This is a genomic window from Mechercharimyces mesophilus (assembly GCF_059818345.1).
This window is the reverse complement of the sequence record NZ_JCBAPH010000001.1, coordinates 1,333,118-1,352,333: the sequence shown is the minus strand read 5'-3', so window position 1 is coordinate 1,352,333 and position 19,216 is coordinate 1,333,118. Positions and strand designations below refer to the sequence as shown.

The following is a 19,216-nucleotide window of genomic DNA, read 5'->3' as shown; positions in this document are numbered from 1 at the left end:
TGGATGACCATTCAATGGTATCCGGGCCATATGGCAAAAGCCCGGAGAGAAATCAGTGAAAAAGTAAAGTTAGTGGATGTGCTAATCGAACTACTGGATGCGCGTCTTCCTTTGTCCAGTCGCAACCCATTTATTGAAGAGATTGCGGGTGATCGTCCGCGCATCATCATCTTGACCAAAAGCGATATGGCCGATCCGAAAGTGACAGATGAATGGATCGATGCGTTTGCTTCTCAGCAAACGAAGGTGTTGGCGCTGGACACGCGATCAGGTAAAGGGATACAAAAGATTCAGTCGGTGGCACGTAGTTTGTTGGCAGATAAAACGGCTCAACAAGAGAGCAAAGGGATTCAAGCACGCCGCATTCGAGCGATGATCCTCGGTATTCCTAACGTCGGCAAGTCTTCCTTAATTAATCGCTTAGCAGGGAAAAGTGCGACAAAGACGGGAGACCGCCCAGGGGTAACAAAAGCGCAACAATGGATTCGTGTAGGTCAGGAAATGGAATTACTCGACACTCCCGGGATATTGTGGCCTAAATTTGAAGACCCCAAAGTAGGTCTTAGACTAGCCGCAAGTGGTGCAATTCGTGAGGATATTCTGCCGATAGATGACATCGCCTTATACTTATTAGAGTATCTATCTAGACGGTATCCCTCTCTGTTACAAGAACGCTATAAGATTGAACAAAGTGGGTATGAAGTTTTGCCGTTGTTAGAAGAAATAGGAAGACGACGAGGATGTATGCGTCGAGGTGGCGAAATTGACTATGATAAGGCTGCTGAAATTGTGGTAAACGATGTCCGCTCAGGACGAATCGGAGAAGTGTCACTGGAGTGGCCACTCGATTGGGAAGAAGGATTGGACGAGCAGACGGAGGATGAATGATGGGATGGCAAGGAACGATAAGCAATCTAAAGATGTGGCTTGCTACGCAAACGGAGTTATCGCAAGCGCAGTATCGCGAGCTCGTAGAGGATGAGCGAGCGGGCGTTCAGCAATTGATTCGCCAGTGGGACAAAAAGAGAGAAGCGATACAGCAAGAAGCCATGCGAGTAGAAGCGCTGTGGCAATATGAACGTACATATCACGCGCAAGGCTTTCAGAGCATCGCAGGAATTGATGAGGCAGGGCGTGGTCCGCTGGCCGGTCCAGTCGTAGCAGCAACAGTCGTACTTCCCACCGATTTTGACGGGACGGGCTTGGACGATTCCAAACGTTTATCCGAAGAAAAACGAGTACGGTTGCGAAAAGTAATTGAAGAACGGTCCCTCAGTTGGGGAGTGGGGATCGTGGATAGCGCCTATATCGATCAACACAACATCCTGCAAGCAACCCATGAAGCGATGAGGCAAGCTTTGATGCAGATGGCTATGTCCCCAGACTTCTTACTGATTGATGCGGTTAAGCTACCAGAAGTAGAGGTCAATCAGCGATCACTGATTAAGGGAGATCAAAAAAGCTTATCGATCGCGGCGGCTTCCATCCTTGCCAAGACGACACGGGATGATTGGATGAAGGAAGCAGGAGCACGTTATCCTCAGTATGGGTTTGCGAAGCATATGGGTTATGGCACAGCGGAACACTTAGCAGCGATTCGCGAATGGGGTCCGTCTCCGATCCATCGGATGAGTTTTGCGCCGGTGGCAAAGTGGGCAGGTGACTCCTTGAAAGATGTCCAATAAGAGGGATACCTTAGCAGGCAGCAGTTAGTCACTCTACTACTGTCTGCTAGGTATTAGGAAGCACAGCGTAAGTTATTCCTTATGGAGTATTTGGGATAGATAGAATCTAGGGTGAAGGAGCGAGAAAAAATATCGGAATATAAAAATTTTTCGCGCAAAGAAGTGGGCAGACGTGGCGAAGAGCTAGCGCGTAAGTACTTGCAGGAATGCGATTATCAGATCATGGAGGAAAATTGGCGTACCAAAGCAGGTGAGTTAGATATCATTGCGTGCGATCAGAATGAGTGGGTGTTTGTCGAGGTGCGTAGCACCCGTAGTGCTATTTTCGGTTTTGGTTATCAATCGGTGGATCAGCGTAAACAACGGCAAGTACGTCGTCTGGCACAACTCTATCTCCAACAACAACAGTTGCTACACGTTCCTTTGCGCTTTGATGTGATCTCTGTTTATTTCCCACAAGGACTAGAGAAAAAGGCAGACTTACAGCATTTGAAAGGAGTGTTTTAGGGGAAGAGAGGAGGATGGGGGCGAGTCATCTTACGAGTTTCGCCGAAGGAAATCTTCTCATTCTAATAGGGTAGAAGTGCAAGATAGGCTACACAAAGTGTTGTGTGAAGCGGTGACTTGTGGATAACGCCAGGAGATGGTTGAAAGGTATAAGAGACTTTAACGGATAGGAGATTTCTCCTTCCGCAAAGTCTCATTGCCTCTAAAGTCTTAACCAGCCTCTTGATGATTTTCTAACAACTCTTGATGTAATTTATCGCCTCCGATGTGGATGCGGAAGGTAATCGTATCTTCAGGTACGTTTGTTTGCCAGGCGCGAAGTTGATGAAAGAGAAGATAAATACTCTTTTTTACCTCTACTTGTGGGAATACCTTAATATTTACAAAGAAGCTATATAAGCTAGGCTCTTCCACGCTGTGAAAGACGACTTTCAAGGATTGAAAGGTCTCCTCCAATCCTTTGACCATCCATTTCACTGGAGCTGGGAGCGGATTTTTTTCATCTAATGCATGAAGAGTAAAACCCATCATCGGATAGCGATGAAGGTCTGATTCCGAGTAGGAAGCATTCTCTGGATTATGAGGATCATAGAGAAAGAACTCAATATGTATTTTGCGCGGTTCTGACTTCCTTTTGTCTTTGGAAAAGAGTTTTTGCCTTAATTTTTCATTCTCATTCTTCAGGGCTTGCATTTCATTATACCAAAGCTCCCTCTCCTCCGATTTCTCTTCGGTGGGAGCAGATTGAAAGAGTCGTTTCATAAAGGAAAACATCGAGTTCCCTCCTTGCTTGATCTGTATGGACATCTCCTATTGCATTCATCTTTCTTTATCGTATCCTATTTCGAAGCGGTTTGTACAGTTCTTTCCGATAAATAGAAAGGGTCCATTGAATATGGCGTGTCATTCCATGGAAACTACAGGCGAAAAAGGACCGATCTTCCTATAGTATGCTTGGTAAATAAGCAAGCATCTACAGGAGAGAACGATCCTAGTATCATAGTAAGTAATTCGGCGGACTCTATCAGCCACTCTCACAACAGAAGAAGGACAAGAAGGGGCTGAAGCCGTCGCTTGAAATAGAGTCATCGGGTTGTTATCTTTGATGTAAATTCGCAACAAAAAGCAGGTTATCGCCTACATGACAGATGATCTAACTAGACCAAGGTGAACAGATGCTTTTGGGCATCATACATTTCTGGTTCAATACCATTTTTTATACGGTGTAGGTAATCGGAATTAGCTATCAATGGACGTCCAAATGCTGCTAAATCGATCGTTCCTTCTTGTAGTGCATGTTCGGCTTTCTCAGGATCTAACGTACCCACACCAATAACGACGCCATCCCAATATTTACGAATCAGTTCATTCATACTTTGGTTGTCGGCAATTTTCTGTGTGAAATCGCCTGTGGATGAATGAATGACTTTGACCCCTGTTTCTTTGAAGGCTTCCATAAAAGTGCGGATAGCCGTTTCAGGATCTTCCCACATATAATCAAGACGATCCACTTTTAAAGCAGAGAAACGAATACTTGTACGTTCTACTCCGACTACCCCGATGACTGCCTCTAATACCTCTTTCATAAAGGTAAGCCGTTCACTCAAATTCCCACCATATTTATCTGTCCGCGTATTGGAGCGGTCTGTATTAAACTGATCAATAAGATATCCGTTAGCGCCATGAATTTCAACACCATCAAAGCCAGCTTCTAACGCATTTCGCGCCGCTTGTGCGTATTGCTCAATCACTTCTTGGATATCCTCTTCATGCATTTCAGCTGGTGTATCAAACGGTTTTCCTAATCGACTCACATTCCCTTCGGCACGCAGAGGAGAAGGAGATAGTGGTTGCAATCCACCGGTAAGATCACGATGCGAAAGACGTCCTACATGCCATAATTGGGAGATGATCGTTCCACCCTCTTTATGTACAGCATCCGTCACTTTTTTCCAAGCTTCAATCTGTTCCTTTGAATATAGACCGGGTACACCAGGGTTCCCTTTTCCGCGAGGACTGATGACGGTACCCTCAGTAATAATGAGTCCAATTCCATCTGCTGCACGTCTGCGATAATACTCAACGTGATGATCACCTACAACGCCAGTGGAATCATCAGCAAAACAACGTGTTAACGGTGCCATGACGGTGCGGTTCCTTAACTGCCAAGCTCCTACTTGAACGGGTTCCAAAAGCTTTTTTAGCTCCATGGTTTTTGTCATTTTGCACTCTCCTTATTTTTCATATGTTCGTGTACCCACTGCTGTAACAGATATACTTGCTCTTCTGTGTAATGCTTCTTTACTAGAACCAATATATCTGAGAGCGTTTCATCAGCTAAAACCTGACACCAGGCATGTTCGGCTCTCTTCATTAGATCACCTAGGACACAGGAAGCGGATGAAGGATCATCTTCTAGTAGTTGATGACAGATGCCCTCTTCCTGATAAAGTGATTTTTCCCCCTCGATGGCGTGAAAAACATCGAGCATTCTAATGGAAGAAGGCGCTTTAGCCAGGGAGAATCCTCCGTTAATTCCCGTAGACGAACGAACCAGCCCCGCAGAAACAAGTTTTCGAATTTCTTTTTTGAAGTAGGAAGAAGAAACACCTAGTCGCATACTAATCGACTCAGCATTCAGACTGGATCGCTTGGGAAGGTTAGCTAGCAAAATAAGAGTATAAACACCATGTTCCATTCCAGATGACATTCGCATAATATCGGTCCTATCTAAGTTCCTTTATCGACATTCAATGTCCTCAATGATCATAATATATCTGAAGGTGCTTCGTCAAGAGAACAAAAGGTATTCTTCGGAAAAGACGACCAGATTGATTTTCTATCAAACTGGAACCCCTTGGGAGAGGATGCATAGAATAGATGGAAGGGGAATCACACCTCACTCTATAAAATCGGGAGTTGAATAAAATGAATGCAAGAAGAGTAGAAATCACTCTAACCACAGGGGATGCTTATATCGCAAGAGGGGATAGCATTGTATGGGAAGGAAATATGTTAAAAGCCGATGTAGAAAATCTCCTTACAGATCAACTTTTAGCAGCGGTTTTCCCTGAGGGAAAAGTGGCATCCATTGTTGAATTACCAGAATTAGATGAAAGTGCTGGCTAGAGTATTGGAATCACACCTCACTCTATGTAATGGGAGTTGAATAAAATGAATGCAAGAAGAGTAGAAATCACTCTAACCACAGGGGATGCTTATATCGCAAGAGGGGATAGCATTGTATGGGAAGGAAATATGTTAAAAGCCGATGTAGAAAACCTATCAACAGAACAGCTTTCAGCAGCGTTTTTCCCTGAGGAAGAAGTGGCATCTATTGTTGAATTGCCTGGAACGAATGCTATTCCTGAGGCTTAGCATTTATCGGCTTCATTCTGTCTCTTTGGAGAGGGATGAGGCTTTTTCTATTTAAACTCAGCCGCGTGGTGGCTTATTTCACGGGTCAAACCACATCTATCGACTTCCCTGTTACGTTTGCCGCGTTTCAGTCTCAAAATACTGGGCCCGTTGATGCCTTCGTCACGAAAGTAGGACAACTCACTTCTGTTGGAGCAACGGGACCAACGGGTGCAGGTCCGGCCAGAGCGACAGGACCACAAGGTCCAAGAGGGCCGAGAGGAAGACGTGAGCCAAGGACCGAGAGGTCTGCGAGGCGCAGGTGGAGGCGAGTCTGGCTTGTAGGCGTCATCAGGGATGTACGAGAGCTTGTTCGCGTGAAAGATGACTACGCCAAACTCTCCACACAGTTACGAACGATTATGTAGCAGTTGAATTTGGTTCCGAAATTCCTTGAACAAACATATATAACTATAAAAAGATGAAATGATTAGGAGAGGAATGCGAAAGTGAATCAAACTGATTTATACCCGCTGGTTTTTGTCCCTGGAGATACTAGCAGAAGAAAGACGGAATATTCTTATCGAGGGAAGGGAAAACAATGTAAATTTTTCTTTTATCCAGATCGAGTCGATTTTCAGTTTTCTACAGTGGATGAGAATGCGAATCTTTCTTTGCAGTTTATTGATGCTAGTTCACAAGTGGATATGGAGTTAGATCCACTTGAAAATAAGGTTATTTACAGAGAAGTATGGAAAGGAATCGATATCATTTTTTCGGGAAATAACGAACAGCTGAAGTATGACGTGATGGTTGATTCAGGTGCTGAGGTCGATGATATTCGCTTAAGATACGAAGGTGGAGATGACGTTAGGATAGACGAGCATGGTGACCTCTTGATTCAAACTTCATGCGGGGTCCTCCGTGAAGAAAAACCGATCAGCTTCCAGTGGATTCATGGAGAGAAACGACCAATTTCAACTGCATTCCGCCTCTTTGACGATTCCTCGATTGGATTTTCTCTAGCTTCTTATAATGCCACCTTGCCCCTCTGGATCGATCCTGTCGTTTTTTACTCTACTTACCTTGGGGGAAATGGATTCGATAGAGCAAGGGGAGTGGCGGTTAACGCTAGCGGTGAGGCGTATATTAAAGGGATTACGAATTCTGCGGATTTCCCAGTCACATCGGGAGCATTTCAAACGACATTGACAGGAGACTTTGATGCTTTTGTTACGCGGCTAAATGCCACTGGAACTTCGTTGATTTATTCGACCTTTCTGGGAGGAAGTAGCTCCGAATTTTCTAGTATTGTTGTGGGTGGGATTGCTGTCAATTCGGGGAACGAGGCTTTTATTACAGGAAGCACAACATCTACTGATTTCCCTGTTACATCCGGTGCCTTTCAAACATTATTCGGTGGAGGAACCGATGCCTTTGTAACGCGTCTTAACTCGACGGGCTCTTCTCTCCTGTATTCCACTTACCTAGGGGGAAGAAGTGTCGACTCTGGTTTGGGTATTGCGATTAATGGAAACGGAAATGCTTATGTAACTGGGGGCACAGTCTCAACGAATTTCCCGACAACGATCGGTGCCTTCCAAACAATCTTCAGAGGAAGTGTGGAAGCCTTTATCACGCAATTAAGCCCAACGGGAAGCACCTTAATTTATTCGACCTTTTTAGGTGGAGATCGAAATGATCTTGGTATTGGTATCACGTTAGATGAATTAACGAATGCCTATGTAACCGGACAGACAAATTCAACGAATTTCCCGATAACGAATGGGGTCTTTCAAACGGTGTATGGAGGATTTAATGATGCCTTTGTAACGAAGATCAATGCAGCAGGCAGTGACTTAATCTATTCGTCTTTTTTAGGTGGAAGTAGAGATGATAACGGTGTAGGTATTGCTTTAGATGGTGCAACCAATGCCTATGTGACAGGATTTACTCGGTCCACAAACTTTCCTATCACGCCTAATGCCTTTCAGACGGTATTTGGGGGCGGTGAAATTGATGCCTTTGTTACCAAGGTTGATGCAGGAGGGGGTACGTTGGTGTACTCCACTTATTTAGGAGGGAATGCTGTTGATGCTAGTTTTAGAATCGCAGTAGATGCCTTCGGATCGGCTTGGGTAATCGGAGAGACATCGTCGAGTAATTTCCCGGTCACCTCAGATGCCTTTCAAAGTAGATTGAACGGACCTTCTGATGCCTTTATCACACAAATAAGTTATTCAGGACAAGGGACTTCTTTTTCTTCTTTTTTAGGTGGAAGTAATGACGAGAGGGGATTTGGTGTCGCTCTTGATACAACAGGAAATGCCTATTTGACAGGGGAGACTTTTTCAAGTGATTTTCCCGTCACCTTTCAAGCCTTCCAAAAACAATTTGGGGGAAACGCTGATGCTTATGTGCTGAAGCTGGGTCAGCTAACCTTACCTGGTGCGACAGGCGCGACCGGACCACAAGGTCCCCGTGGACCGAGAGGAGCAAGAGGTCCGCGTGGAGCAGGAGGAGGCGAGTCGGGTTTATAGGATAGAGAATGGTTAGAGAGATGGTTTGATTACAAGCAAGTAGTGTCCCCCATGCATGGAAAGTGTGGCGTGATAACAAGGAGTGGTTCCTCATGTGATAAGAACGCTATGGCAGAAGGCCGATGCCAAATGCATGGGAGGTCGAGAGGTGCATTACCTGTAAAGGTGGAGAGCCGCAAAATACAATTCCAACAGGCGAGTTTAAGAGGATATTTTTAGATGAGTTAATAGATAGCGAGGAAGAGCTTTACAAGCGCACCCAAGGCGGATCAGGCAGGTAGATCATGCGTTGGGTGTTTGCTTTGTAAAAATGCTAAGGATGATTGGGCGACTGAAACCCATAGTGATGATCAGGTAATTCAGCGTACATAGAAGAGAGATATATGTAAAGGAAGAAAGGAAGAGGGAAACAGGTAGTAAGAAAGTAGATTAGAAAAAAGGAGAGAGAAGAAAGACGACAGCGAGCGGAGAGGGTTATACAGAGTACGAGATACAAGAAAGAGAAGATGCATGTGGTTTTACACGGTCAAAATGGAGCAAAGGACCTACGTTACAAGATCTTGTTCGCTCATAATCCGTCCCACTCTCCTCTTAATTACCACCCCCTACTGTATCCGATCCAGTCTGAGACAAGAGAGTCGACGCATACAGTAGAGTAAATTCGATTGGAGTGGTGTGGCATGAATAACATTGATCATGGAATACAACCACTTCTGTTCAGAAGTGGAAGCACGAAATGCTTTTTTGTAGCGGAGGGACAGGGGATACAGTATACGTTGCGACCGGGAGGTGTGCAATTTACACTGGATGGGTTGGATGAGCTGGTGTTTCGGTTTGTGGGTGCATGCGACCGGGTGTTTCCTAAAGGATTAGAGCAAAAGGGACAGGGATACAAACGTGTCATCTACGAAGGTGTGTGGCAGGGGATAGATGTGGTGTTCTCTAGCGATGGTGAGCAATTGAAGTATGATGTCCTGCTTCAACCAGGAGCGTGTATCGAGGAGGTTTGTTTGCAATATCTTGGCGGAGAAGAAGTGATGCTGAATGAGCAAGGAGACTTGCTGGTGTATACAGCACAAGGTGTTCTGTGTGAAGGAAAACCCGTGAGCTTTCAAAGGACTGCGCACGAAAAAAAGAGGGTGCCCACGCATTTTCAACTGGATGCCGATGGAACGATAAGGTTCACCCTGAATAAGGAGATGGTTGATCCTACAAAGGAGCTCGTGATCGATCCCGTGGTCTTCTATTCTACTTACTTGGGAGGATCAAGCGGTGATACGGCTAATGCGATTGCTGTTGACTCTGCAAGGAATGCCTATGTAACCGGGAACACTTCATCCACCAATTTCCCCGTCACGACAGGAGCTTTTCAAACTACATTTGCAGCTGTTTTAGATGCGTTTGTAAGTAAGTTTAATGAGACCGGCAGTACCCTTCTCTATTCCACCTATCTTGGTGGGAGCTTAACGGATATAGGTTTAGGGATTGCAGTGGATGATTCCAATCAAGCTTATGTGACGGGGCAGACGCAATCTACCAATTTCCCAATCACCTCTGGTGCTTTTCAAACAGCGTTAACAGGTATGGCTGCTGTTTTTGTTACCAAGTTGAATGGAACGGGCACTTCGCTGGTGTATTCCACTTACCTAAATGGAGGAGGGATTCATTCGGGTATGGATGTTGCTGTTGATGGATTGAATCACGCTTATGTTACTGGCAACGCAGGATCTACTTTTCCAATCACCTCGGGTGCTTTTCAGACCAATTTTGGTGGGGGGACGAGTGATGCATTTGTAACCAAACTTAATCCTACAGGATCAGCGCTAGTGTATTCCACCTTCTTAGGAGGGAGCGAGGAGGATACAGGTGTAGGTATTGTGGTTGATAGTCTGAATCAAGCCTATGTAACAGGAAATACGAATTCTACCAATTTTCCTGTCACCTCAGGTTCTTTTCAGACGATTGCGTCTACACTTAATAATGTATTTATTACCAAATTGAACATTACAGGGTCCTCTCTGGTGTATTCCACCTACTTAGGTGGATTGGGTTCTGATAGTGGTAATGCGATTGATTTAGATGGGGCGAGGAATGCCTATGTGACAGGAAGTACGAATTCTACTAATTTTCCGGTAACGAGCAATGCTTTTCAAGTGGATTTCCCTGGAACTGGAAGTGCATTTGTTACCAAATTGAACCCACGAGGGAGTACCCTGATTTATTCCACTTACTTAGGTGGAACATTACCGCTTATTGCAAATACGATAGGATTTGGTATCGGAGTAGATTCTTTTGGCGTAGCATGGGTGACAGGAAGTACGGGTACAACGGATTTCCCTCTTACTTCGGATGCTTTCCAAGATGGATTGGAAGGACCGACGGACGCGTTTATCACACAGATGAGCTTCTCTGGCAAAGGAATTTCCTTTTCCACGTATTTAGGTGGAAGGGGGATGGAAAGCGGATTGAGTGTGGCTATCGATAATGAGGAAAGCGCATATTTTAGTGGTAGAACGACTTCGAATAATTTTCCGGTCACCTTCGGTGCTTTTCAGAGTCAGTATGGAGGAGATGAAGATGCTTTTGTTACGAAAGTAGGGGTACTTACGTCTATCGGTGCAACGGGTGCCACCGGACCACAAGGTGCGAGAGGACCGAGAGGAAGACGTGGACCAAGGGGACCAAGAGGACCGCGGGGTACAGGTGGTGGCGAGTCGGGCTTATAGGTCTGAACATTCTTTGTTACTGATATGCTTTAGATAAATGTAAGTATGGTGAGAAGGGCGAAGGGATGAACAGGTGAAAACAAACCCCATGCAAGGAAAGTGTAGTGTGCAAACGAGAAGCGGTCACCCATGTAAAAGAGCCCCATGGCAAAGGGTCGGAATGCATCGGGGGAAATCGAGGCACAGCGCAACACCAGAGAAGAGGAGGCAAAACAAAAACGTAATCGCGGTGAGTTTGTGAACCTATTCTTAGACGTGCTAAATGATAGCGAGAAAGAGCTTTACAGTAACGCACCCAAGGCGGATGATCTCAAGAAGTTAAATCACATATTGGATGTTTACGATGTGAAAGAGTTTAGGATTATTGGGGCTGAAGCGTTTTTTGGTTATTTTATGATGAGACCTATATCTGGGAAAGCGTGCCTGGTGTCGTCGCCAAAGCTGTGACATCTGTTGACCAGGATTGAAAGGCAATGGGATGCTGGAAGTGGCTTCATTCAACACTTACCTTTCCCATAATAATTGCATAACCTCAATCTTGATTTCAGGTGGTCAAATGATGGACTCCTCCTTCATCGTTGACCGCCTCTTTTATTTGTGTGATCAAACCTTAGGTGAAGAGAGGAAACGCATATACAAGGGGAGCAACGTCTGAGACAAGGGAGTCAATTCATACATTAAAGTAAGATAAATCGATTGGAGTGATGATGCGTCATGAAGAACGTTGTCGCTAGAAAATCTCTTCTGTTCAGAAGTGGAAGGACAGAGGATACTTATGTAGCGAAGGGACAGGGGATACAGTACACGTTGCTACCCGAAGGAGTGCAATTTACGCCGGAGGGGTTTGATGAGTTAGTATGGTTGCGTTTTATCGATGCGCAGGAGGGAGTAATACCCAAGGGACTTAACTACAACGGCTTGGATTACGAATGTGTAATTTATGAAGGGGTCTGGCAGGGGATTGATGTGGTGTTCTCAAGCGATGGGGAGCGGTTGAAATATGACATGGTGGTTCAACCTGGGGCATGTGTGGAGGATGTTCGTTTGCGGTACGATGGTGGAGACGCAGTGAGATTGAACGAGCAAGGGGACTTGCTGGTGTATACTCAGCAAGGCATTGTTCGCGAAGAGAAACCAGTCAGTTTTCAATGGACAGAGCAGGGAAAGAGAATGGTGGATACACAATTTCAGCTAGCTAGCGATGGGACGATCCGCTTCACCTTGAACATGGAAAGGGCTGACCTGACGAAGCCCCTTGTTATTGATCCCGTTGTCTTTTATTCTACTTATTTGGGAGGCTCAGGTTCGGACTCGGGATTCGGCATTGCGGTGGACTCTGCGCGCAATGCGTATGTAACAGGAGTAACGAGATCGACTGATTTCCCCGTTACGTCAGGGGCTTTTCAGACAATAAAGGGGGGGTCAGCAGACATATTTGTAAGCAAGTTGAATGAAATGGGCAGTTCCCTTCTCTACTCCACCTTCATTGGCGGAAGCGCAGGCGAGAATGGTTTTAGCATCGCAGTGGACGGGTCGAACAATGCTTATGTGACAGGGCAGACGTTTTCAACTAACTTTCCCGTAACCTCAGGAGCGTTTCAGACAGCGATATTAGGGCCTCCTCTCAGTCCCAGTGCATTCGTTACGAAGATTAATGAAACCGGTACGTCTTTAGTATATTCCACGTATCTATCTGGAAGTTCAGCATCTATTGGTTCCGGTATTGCCGTTGATGGAACGAATAATGCTTATGCTACAGGTCTCGCAGGAGGATCTACTTTCCCGACTACCGCGGGAGCTTTTCAGACGATTTTTGCAGGTAGTCAGGTTGTGTTTGTATCGAAATTAAACTTTACTGGGTCTATGTTGGTGTATTCCACCTTCCTAGGCGGAAGCGGTGCCGATGATGGAAGAGGGATCGTTGTCAACAATGCCAATGAAGCTTATGTGGTAGGAATAACAAGTTCCACTGATTTCCCAACCACTTCTGGAGCTTTTCAAACAAATAATGCTGGAGGTAATCAGGACACGTTTGTTACCAAACTGAATGCCTTAGGGTCCGCTTTGGTGTATTCCACTTATTTAGGAGGAAGGGATAATGATCAGGGCTCAGCAATTGATTTGGATGGAACAGGGAATGCGTATGTGACAGGAAGCACGGAATCGACTAATTTCCCGGTGACGAGAAATGCTTTTCAAGTGACCTTGCCTGGATCGCCAAGTGTGTTTGTGACCAAGCTGAATCCAGTGGGAAGTGCGCTGGTCTATTCTACTTACTTAGGTGGAGATGGAAATGACAACGGGAGTGGGATAGCAGTAGATTCTTTTGGAGGAGCTTGGATCACTGGGGATACAAACTCTATGAATTTCCCTCTTACCTCGGATGCTTTCCAAGATCGTTTGGATGGAGAGGATGCGTTTGTCACGCAGATGAGCTTTTCTGGTAAAGGGATCTCCTTTTCATCCTACTTAGGAGGAAGGGCATTGGATATTGGGAATGATGTAGCAGTTGATGCTCAAGATAATGCTTACTTTACTGGAATTACTTTTTCCACTGATTTTCCTGTCACGTTCAGCGCTTTCCAAAGTCAATTTGGAGGAGGAGATAGTGATGCCTTCGTCATCAAAGTAGGGACACCCACCTCCATAGGTCCAACCGGACCATCAGGACCAATAGGGGCGACGGGAGCAACAGGACCACAAGGTCCGAGAGGACCACGCGGACCAAGAGGGCCAAGAGGACCGCGTGGTACAGGTGGTGGTGAGTCGGGTTTATAGGTCTGGAGTATTATATGCTTTAGATAAAAGCAAGCATGGTGAGAAGGGCGAAGGGATGAACAGGTGAAAACAAACCCCATGCAAGGAAAGTGTACTGCACAAACAAGAATCGGTCACCCATGTAAAAGAGCCCCATGGCAAAGGGTCGAAATGCATCGGGGAAAATCGATAGGCGCAACGCAACACCAGAGAAGATGAAGCGAAACAAAAATGCAATCGCAACGGGTGAGTTTGTGAACCTATTCGTAGACGTGTTAAACGATAGCGAGAAAGAGTTTTACAGTAACGCACACTTTCCTATAATAATCATATAACTTCAAGCTTGATTCTAGGTGGTCAAATGATGGACTCCTCATTCATCGATGATCGCCTCTTTTATTTGTGTGATCAGATCTTATGTGAAGAGAGAAAACACATATACAAGGGGAGCTAACGTCTGAGACAAGAGGGTGGAATCATACATTAAAGTAAGAGGATTCGATTGGAGGGATGATGCGTCATGAAGAATGTTGTTGCTAGGAGACCTTTTCTGTTCAGACGTGGAAGGACAGAGGATACTTATGTAGCGAAAGGACAGGGGATACAGTACACGTTGCTACCCGAAGGAGTGCAATTTACGCCGGATGGGTTTGATGAATTAGTATGGTTGCGTTTTATCGAAGCGCAGGAGGGAGTAATACCCAAGGGGCTTAACTACAACGGCTTAGATTACGAAAGTGTGATTTATGAAGGGGTCTGGCAGGGGATTGATGTGGTGTTCTCAAGCGATGGGGAGCGGTTGAAATATGACGTGGTGGTTCAGCCAGGGGCAAATGTGGAGGAGGTTCGTTTGCGGTACGATGGCGGAGACGAAGTGAGACTGAACGAACAAGGGGACTTGCTGGTGTATACCCCGCAAGGCGTTATTCGCGAAGAGAAACCAATCAGTTTTCAATGGACAGAGCAGGGAAAGAGAATGGTGGATACACAATTTCAGCTATCTAGCGATGGGACGATCCGCTTCACTTTGAACATGGAAAGGGTTGATCTGACAAAGCCCCTTGTTATTGATCCGATTGTTTTCTATTCTACTTATTTGGGGGGATCAGGTAATGATTTTGGAAATGGCATTGCGGTGGACTCTGCACGCAATGCGTATGCAACTGGATTAACGGGATCGCCCAACTTCCCCGTTACGTCGGGCGCTTTCCAGACGATCAAGGCGGGTTCAAGTGACGTATTTGTAAGCAAGTTGAATGAGATGGGCAGCTCCCTTCTCTACTCCACCTTCATTGGCGGAAACGCATCAGAGGTTGGTGCGAGCATCGCAGTGGACGGGTCGAACAATGCTTATGTAACAGGGCAGACGTTTTCAACTAACTTTCCCGTAACCTCAGGAGCGTTTCAGACAGCGATATCAGGATCTCTTCTCAGTGCGTTTGTTACAAAGCTTAATGAAACCGGTACGTCTCTTGTATATTCTACTTATCTATCTGGAAGTTCACCTTCTATAGGTTTTGGCATTGCCGTTGATGGAACGAATCATGCTTATGTTACAGGTAACGCATTTGGATCTACTTTCCCGACTACCCCGGGAGCTTTTCAGGTGACTTTTGCAGGCAATGAGGATGGGTTTGTATCGAAAATAAACCCTACTGGATCTATGTTGGTGTATTCCACCTTCTTAGGCGGAAGCGGTGATGATGGTGGAAGTGGGATTGTTGTCAATAATGCCAATGAAGCTTTTGTGGTCGGAGTAACAAGTTCCACTGATTTCCCAACCACTTCTGGAGCTTTTCAAACAGATTATGCTGGAGGTACTATCGACGCGTTTGTTACCAAACTGAATGCTTTAGGGTCCGCTTTGGTGTATTCTACTTTTTTGGGTGGGAATGATAGTGATTTTGGTTCAGCAATTGATTTGGATGGAGCAGGAAATGCCTATGTGACAGGAAACACGAGATCGGCTAATTTCCCCGTAACGAGAAATGCTTTTCAAGTGATCTTGCCTGGACTGGTAAGTGGGTTTGTGACTAAATTAAATCCAGTGGGAAGTACGCTGGTCTATTCTACTTACTTAGGTGGAAATGGAATTGACTCCGGGAATGGGATAGCAGTAGATTCTTTTGGAGGAGCTTGGATCACTGGCGATACAGACTCTATGGATTTCCCTCTTACCTCGGATGCTTTCCAAGATCGTTTGGATGGATTAGGTGATGCCTTTGTCACACAGATGAGCTTTTCTGGCAAAGGGATCTCCTTTTCATCCTACTTAGGAGGAAGGGGTGGTGATTCAGGAGCTGATGTAGCAGTTGATGCTCAAGATCATGCTTACTTTACTGGAGAAACTGCTTCCAGAGATTTTCCTGTCACGTTCAACGCTTTCCAGAGTCAATTTGGAGGAGGACTTGGTGATGCCTTCGTCATCAAAGTGGGGACACCCACCTCCATAGGTCCAACTGGGCCAACCGGACCGCAAGGTCCAAGAGGACCAAGGGGGCCAAGAGGCCCGCGTGGTACAGGTGGAGGCGAGTCGGGTTTATAAGTTTGAATATTCTTTGTCACTTATAGGTTTTAGATGAAAGCAAGCATGGTGGGAAGGACGAAGTGGTGAAGGTGTGAAGGTGTGAAGGTGTGAGAACAAACTCCATGCAAGGAATGTATGATTGCGAAAACGTGAAGCGTTCACCCATGTAAAAAGAGCCCCCTGACAAATGGCTGGGATGCATCGGGGGAAATCGAGGCACAGAGCAACACCAGAGAAGATGAGGCTAACCAAAATGCAATCGCAACGGGTAAGTTTGAATACCTATTCCTAGACGTGCTAAACGACAGCGAGAAAGAGCTTTAAAGTAGCGCACCCAAGGCGGACGGTCTCAGGTAAGTAGATCACGCTTTGGGTGTTTGCTATGTGAAAGAGCTGGGGATGATTGGGCGACTGAAACGCGTTTTATGGTCACTTAAAAGATGAGACCTACATTTGGAGGTGCGGGTCTGATGTAAAATCTGTAGTTGCCAAAGCTGCTACATCTGTAGATCTGGATTGAAATGCAAAGAGATGCTGGAAGTGGCTTCATTCAACGCCTACCTTTCTCGTAATAATTGCATAACCTAACGCTTGATTTCAGGTGGTCAAATGATGGACTCCTTCATCGTTGACCGCATCTTTTATTTGTGTGATCAAATCTTATGTGAAGAGAGGAAACTCCTATACAAGAAGAGCAAACGTCTGAGACAAGGGGGTGGAATCATACATTATAAGAGGATTCGATTGGAGTGATGATGCGTCATGAAGAATGTTGTTGCTAGGAGACCTCTTCTGTTCAGAATTGGAAGGGCAGAGGATACTTATGTAGCGAAGGGACAGGGGATACAGTACAGGTTGCTACCAGAAGGAGTGCTATTTACACCGGAGGGGTTTGATGAATTAGTATGGCTGCGTTTTATCGATGCACAGGATGGGGTGGTTCCCAAGGGACTTAACTACAACGGCTTAGATTACGAATGTGTTATTTATGAAGGGGTCTGGCAGGGGATAGATGTGGTGTTCTCAGGAGATGGGAAGCGGTTGAAATATGACGTGATGGTTCAACCGGGGGCTTGTGTGGAGGATGTTCGCTTGCGATACGATGGCGCAGACGAAGTGAGACTGAACGAGCAAGGGGACTTGCTGGTGTATACCCCGAAAGGCGTTATTGGCGAGGAAAAACCGGTAAGCTTCCAATGGACAGAGCAGGGAAGGAGCATGGTGTCTACACAATTTCAGCTAGCTAGTGATGGGACAATCAGCTTCACCCTGAACATGGAAAGAGTTGACCTGACCAAACCCCTTGTTATAGATCCGATTGTTTTCTATTCTACTTATTTGGGAGGATCAGGTAATGACATTGGAAATGGCATTGCTGTCGATTCTGTGAGAAATGCTTATATAACGGGAGGCACGTTATCTGCCAACTTTCCGATCACCACGGGGGCGTTTCAGACTCTGTTTAACGGAATACAAGATGTGTTCGTAAGCAAATTGAATGCGGTGGGAAGTTCCCTCCTTTACTCCACTTTTATTGGAGGAAACATTTCTGACCAAGGAAATGGCATTGCCGTGGATGCATCCAATAACGCTTATGTGGTCGGTCAGACAAACTCGACGAATTACCCTACGACGCTTAGCGCGTTCCAAACAATATTTCCAAGTATTAGTTTTTTGAATAGTGCCTTCATAACGAAGTTGAATGGAACGGGCACCTCGCTCGTGTATTCCACTTACCTGGGAGGGGAAGCAGGCGATCAAGGCAATGGAATTGCTCTTGATGGGATAGGCAATGCCCATGTTACCGGATTCACCTTTTCCACGAACTTTCCTACGACATCCGGTTCTTTTCAGACCGCGTATAGGGGTGCGGGTGATGCTTTTGTAACAAAAATGAATGCGACAGGGTCCGCTTTGGTCTACTCCTCTTTTCTCGGAGGAAGAAGCAATGAGGGTGGGAATGGCATTGTTATCAATTCGAGTAACCAAGTGTTTGTTACGGGGCAAACAACATCCACTGATTTTCCTACTACCCCCGGCGTATTCCAACAGACAATTGGCGGGCAGAATGATGCATTTGTCACCAAATTCAACACAATGGGGTCAGCGCTGGTGTATTCAACGTATTTAGGTGGTTCGGCTATTGATAACGGATCTGCGATTGATCTGGATGGGGCGGAGAATGCTTATGTGACAGGGAGCACTTCTTCTACCAATTTCCCGACAACCAATAAAGCGTTTCAACAAAATCAGCCAAGTATTTCTCTATTTATTGCAAGTGCTTATGTAACGAAGCTAAATTCAATAGGAAGTGCATTAATCTATTCTACCTATTTAGGGGGGAGTAACGGTGAATTGGGGAACGGCATAACAGTGGATTCTTTTGGTGGAGCGTGGGTAACAGGGTCAACATCATCGACAGATTTTCCTCTCACTTCTGATGCTTTTCAAGATAGCAAGGAGGGTGTCGATGCCTTTGTCACCCAAATGAGCTTTTCTGGTAGGGGCATCTCCTTTTCCTCGTTTTTAGGGGGGAGAGGAAATGATTCAGGAAACGGTATTACAATTGACAATCAGGAGAGCGTCTATGTTACGGGAAACACCACATCTACTGATTTCCCCGTTACCTTCGCTGCGTTTCAGTCTCAATTTGGCGGAGGTACTCAAACTGGAGATGCTTTCATTTCTAAAATAGGAATGCTTACCTCCATCGGTGCAACCGGTCCAACGGGAGCGACGGGAGTAACCGGACCAGCAGGACCAGCAGGACCAATAGGGGCTACGGGAGCAACAGGAGTGCAAGGTCCAAGAGGGCCGAGAGGAAGACGCGGACCAAGGGGGCCAAGAGGAGCGCGTGGTACAGGTGGAGGCGAGTCGGGTTTATAGTTTTCATTAGGTTAGTCGGATGATAGGGTGGGTGAGAACTTAATGAATGCGCATGATGGAGATCTATACATCATGGATAAGAGACATTAGACAGGGGCGGGCGTGGATGGTTATACCCGGTGAGTGATACAAATAGTTGATGGCGAGAATCCGTCTTTTTTGTTGTAGACGAGTAATCCTTCGCTCCATCGCCGGACGGTGATGGAGCGAAGGCAGAAGCTGTTCAATTGG

Annotated in this window: 15 protein-coding genes; 12 read left to right on the top strand and 3 right to left on the bottom strand. The window is 45.8% G+C overall.

Going from position 1 to position 19,216, the window contains the following annotated elements:
* The first annotated feature begins 3 nt into the window (after positions 1 to 3).
* From ylqF to AC6RGY_RS06640, 3 genes are all read left to right on the top strand, one after another.
* On the top strand, positions 4 to 888 hold the full coding sequence (gene ylqF / locus AC6RGY_RS06650) for a ribosome biogenesis GTPase YlqF (RefSeq protein ID WP_499860903.1): 885 nt from the start codon (positions 4 to 6) through the stop codon (positions 886 to 888).
* Positions 888 to 1,685: a ribonuclease HII gene (gene rnhB, locus AC6RGY_RS06645; protein ID WP_499860901.1), complete on the top strand. Its 798-nt coding sequence runs from the start codon at positions 888 to 890 to the stop codon at positions 1,683 to 1,685. Before ylqF ends, rnhB begins: the two co-directional genes overlap by 1 nt.
* 111 nt (positions 1,686 to 1,796) lie before the next feature.
* Complete coding sequence (locus AC6RGY_RS06640; RefSeq protein ID WP_499860899.1) at positions 1,797 to 2,192, top strand: YraN family protein; 396 nt, start codon at positions 1,797 to 1,799, stop codon at positions 2,190 to 2,192.
* A gap of 210 nt (positions 2,193 to 2,402) precedes the next feature.
* Here the strand turns inward: AC6RGY_RS06640 and AC6RGY_RS06635 are convergent, their stop codons facing one another.
* The 3 genes from AC6RGY_RS06635 to AC6RGY_RS06625 all read right to left on the bottom strand — a co-directional run bounded on the left by AC6RGY_RS06635 (position 2,403) and on the right by AC6RGY_RS06625 (position 4,908).
* Positions 2,403 to 2,966 (bottom strand): hypothetical protein, encoded by a 564-nt coding sequence (locus AC6RGY_RS06635; protein WP_499860897.1) that lies wholly within the window; start codon positions 2,964 to 2,966, stop codon positions 2,403 to 2,405.
* A gap of 383 nt (positions 2,967 to 3,349) precedes the next feature.
* Positions 3,350 to 4,414: an alkene reductase gene (locus tag AC6RGY_RS06630; RefSeq protein ID WP_499860894.1), complete on the bottom strand. Its 1,065-nt coding sequence runs from the start codon at positions 4,412 to 4,414 to the stop codon at positions 3,350 to 3,352.
* Positions 4,411 to 4,908: an RrF2 family transcriptional regulator gene (locus AC6RGY_RS06625; RefSeq protein WP_499860892.1), complete on the bottom strand. Its 498-nt coding sequence runs from the start codon at positions 4,906 to 4,908 to the stop codon at positions 4,411 to 4,413. The genes AC6RGY_RS06630 and AC6RGY_RS06625 overlap by 4 nt, the downstream gene beginning before the upstream one ends.
* Before the next feature lie 212 nt (positions 4,909 to 5,120).
* On the opposite strand from AC6RGY_RS06625, the gene AC6RGY_RS06620 reads away from it, so the two are divergent.
* The 9 genes from AC6RGY_RS06620 (at position 5,121) to AC6RGY_RS06580 (ending at position 18,985) form a co-directional block, all read left to right on the top strand.
* Entirely contained in the window at positions 5,121 to 5,321 is a 201-nt protein-coding gene (locus tag AC6RGY_RS06620) for a hypothetical protein (RefSeq protein ID WP_499860890.1), read from the top strand.
* 45 nt (positions 5,322 to 5,366) lie between these two features.
* Complete coding sequence (locus AC6RGY_RS06615; protein WP_499860888.1) at positions 5,367 to 5,570, top strand: hypothetical protein; 204 nt, start codon at positions 5,367 to 5,369, stop codon at positions 5,568 to 5,570.
* 35 nt (positions 5,571 to 5,605) lie between these two features.
* Entirely contained in the window at positions 5,606 to 5,977 is a 372-nt protein-coding gene (locus AC6RGY_RS06610) for a hypothetical protein (protein WP_499860886.1), read from the top strand.
* 81 nt (positions 5,978 to 6,058) lie between these two features.
* Positions 6,059 to 8,089: a DUF7948 domain-containing protein gene (locus tag AC6RGY_RS06605; RefSeq protein WP_499860884.1), complete on the top strand. Its 2,031-nt coding sequence runs from the start codon at positions 6,059 to 6,061 to the stop codon at positions 8,087 to 8,089.
* 680 nt (positions 8,090 to 8,769) lie between these two features.
* The gene (locus tag AC6RGY_RS06600; RefSeq protein WP_499860882.1) at positions 8,770 to 10,815 is read left to right on the top strand and encodes an SBBP repeat-containing protein; all 2,046 of its coding nucleotides are present in this window, start codon (positions 8,770 to 8,772) and stop codon (positions 10,813 to 10,815) included.
* 144 nt (positions 10,816 to 10,959) lie between these two features.
* Positions 10,960 to 11,262, top strand: a complete 303-nt coding sequence (locus AC6RGY_RS06595) for a hypothetical protein (RefSeq protein WP_499860878.1) — start codon at positions 10,960 to 10,962, stop codon at positions 11,260 to 11,262.
* Between the two features lie 267 nt (positions 11,263 to 11,529).
* The gene (locus tag AC6RGY_RS06590) at positions 11,530 to 13,593 is read left to right on the top strand and encodes an SBBP repeat-containing protein (RefSeq protein ID WP_499860875.1); all 2,064 of its coding nucleotides are present in this window, start codon (positions 11,530 to 11,532) and stop codon (positions 13,591 to 13,593) included.
* A gap of 499 nt (positions 13,594 to 14,092) precedes the next feature.
* Positions 14,093 to 16,117, top strand: a complete 2,025-nt coding sequence (locus tag AC6RGY_RS06585; protein WP_499860872.1) for an SBBP repeat-containing protein — start codon at positions 14,093 to 14,095, stop codon at positions 16,115 to 16,117.
* A 744-nt stretch (positions 16,118 to 16,861) separates the two neighbouring features.
* A complete protein-coding gene (locus AC6RGY_RS06580) occupies positions 16,862 to 18,985 on the top strand; it encodes an SBBP repeat-containing protein (RefSeq protein WP_499860869.1) in 2,124 nt (707 codons plus the stop codon).
* Positions 18,986 to 19,216 lie beyond the last annotated feature (231 nt).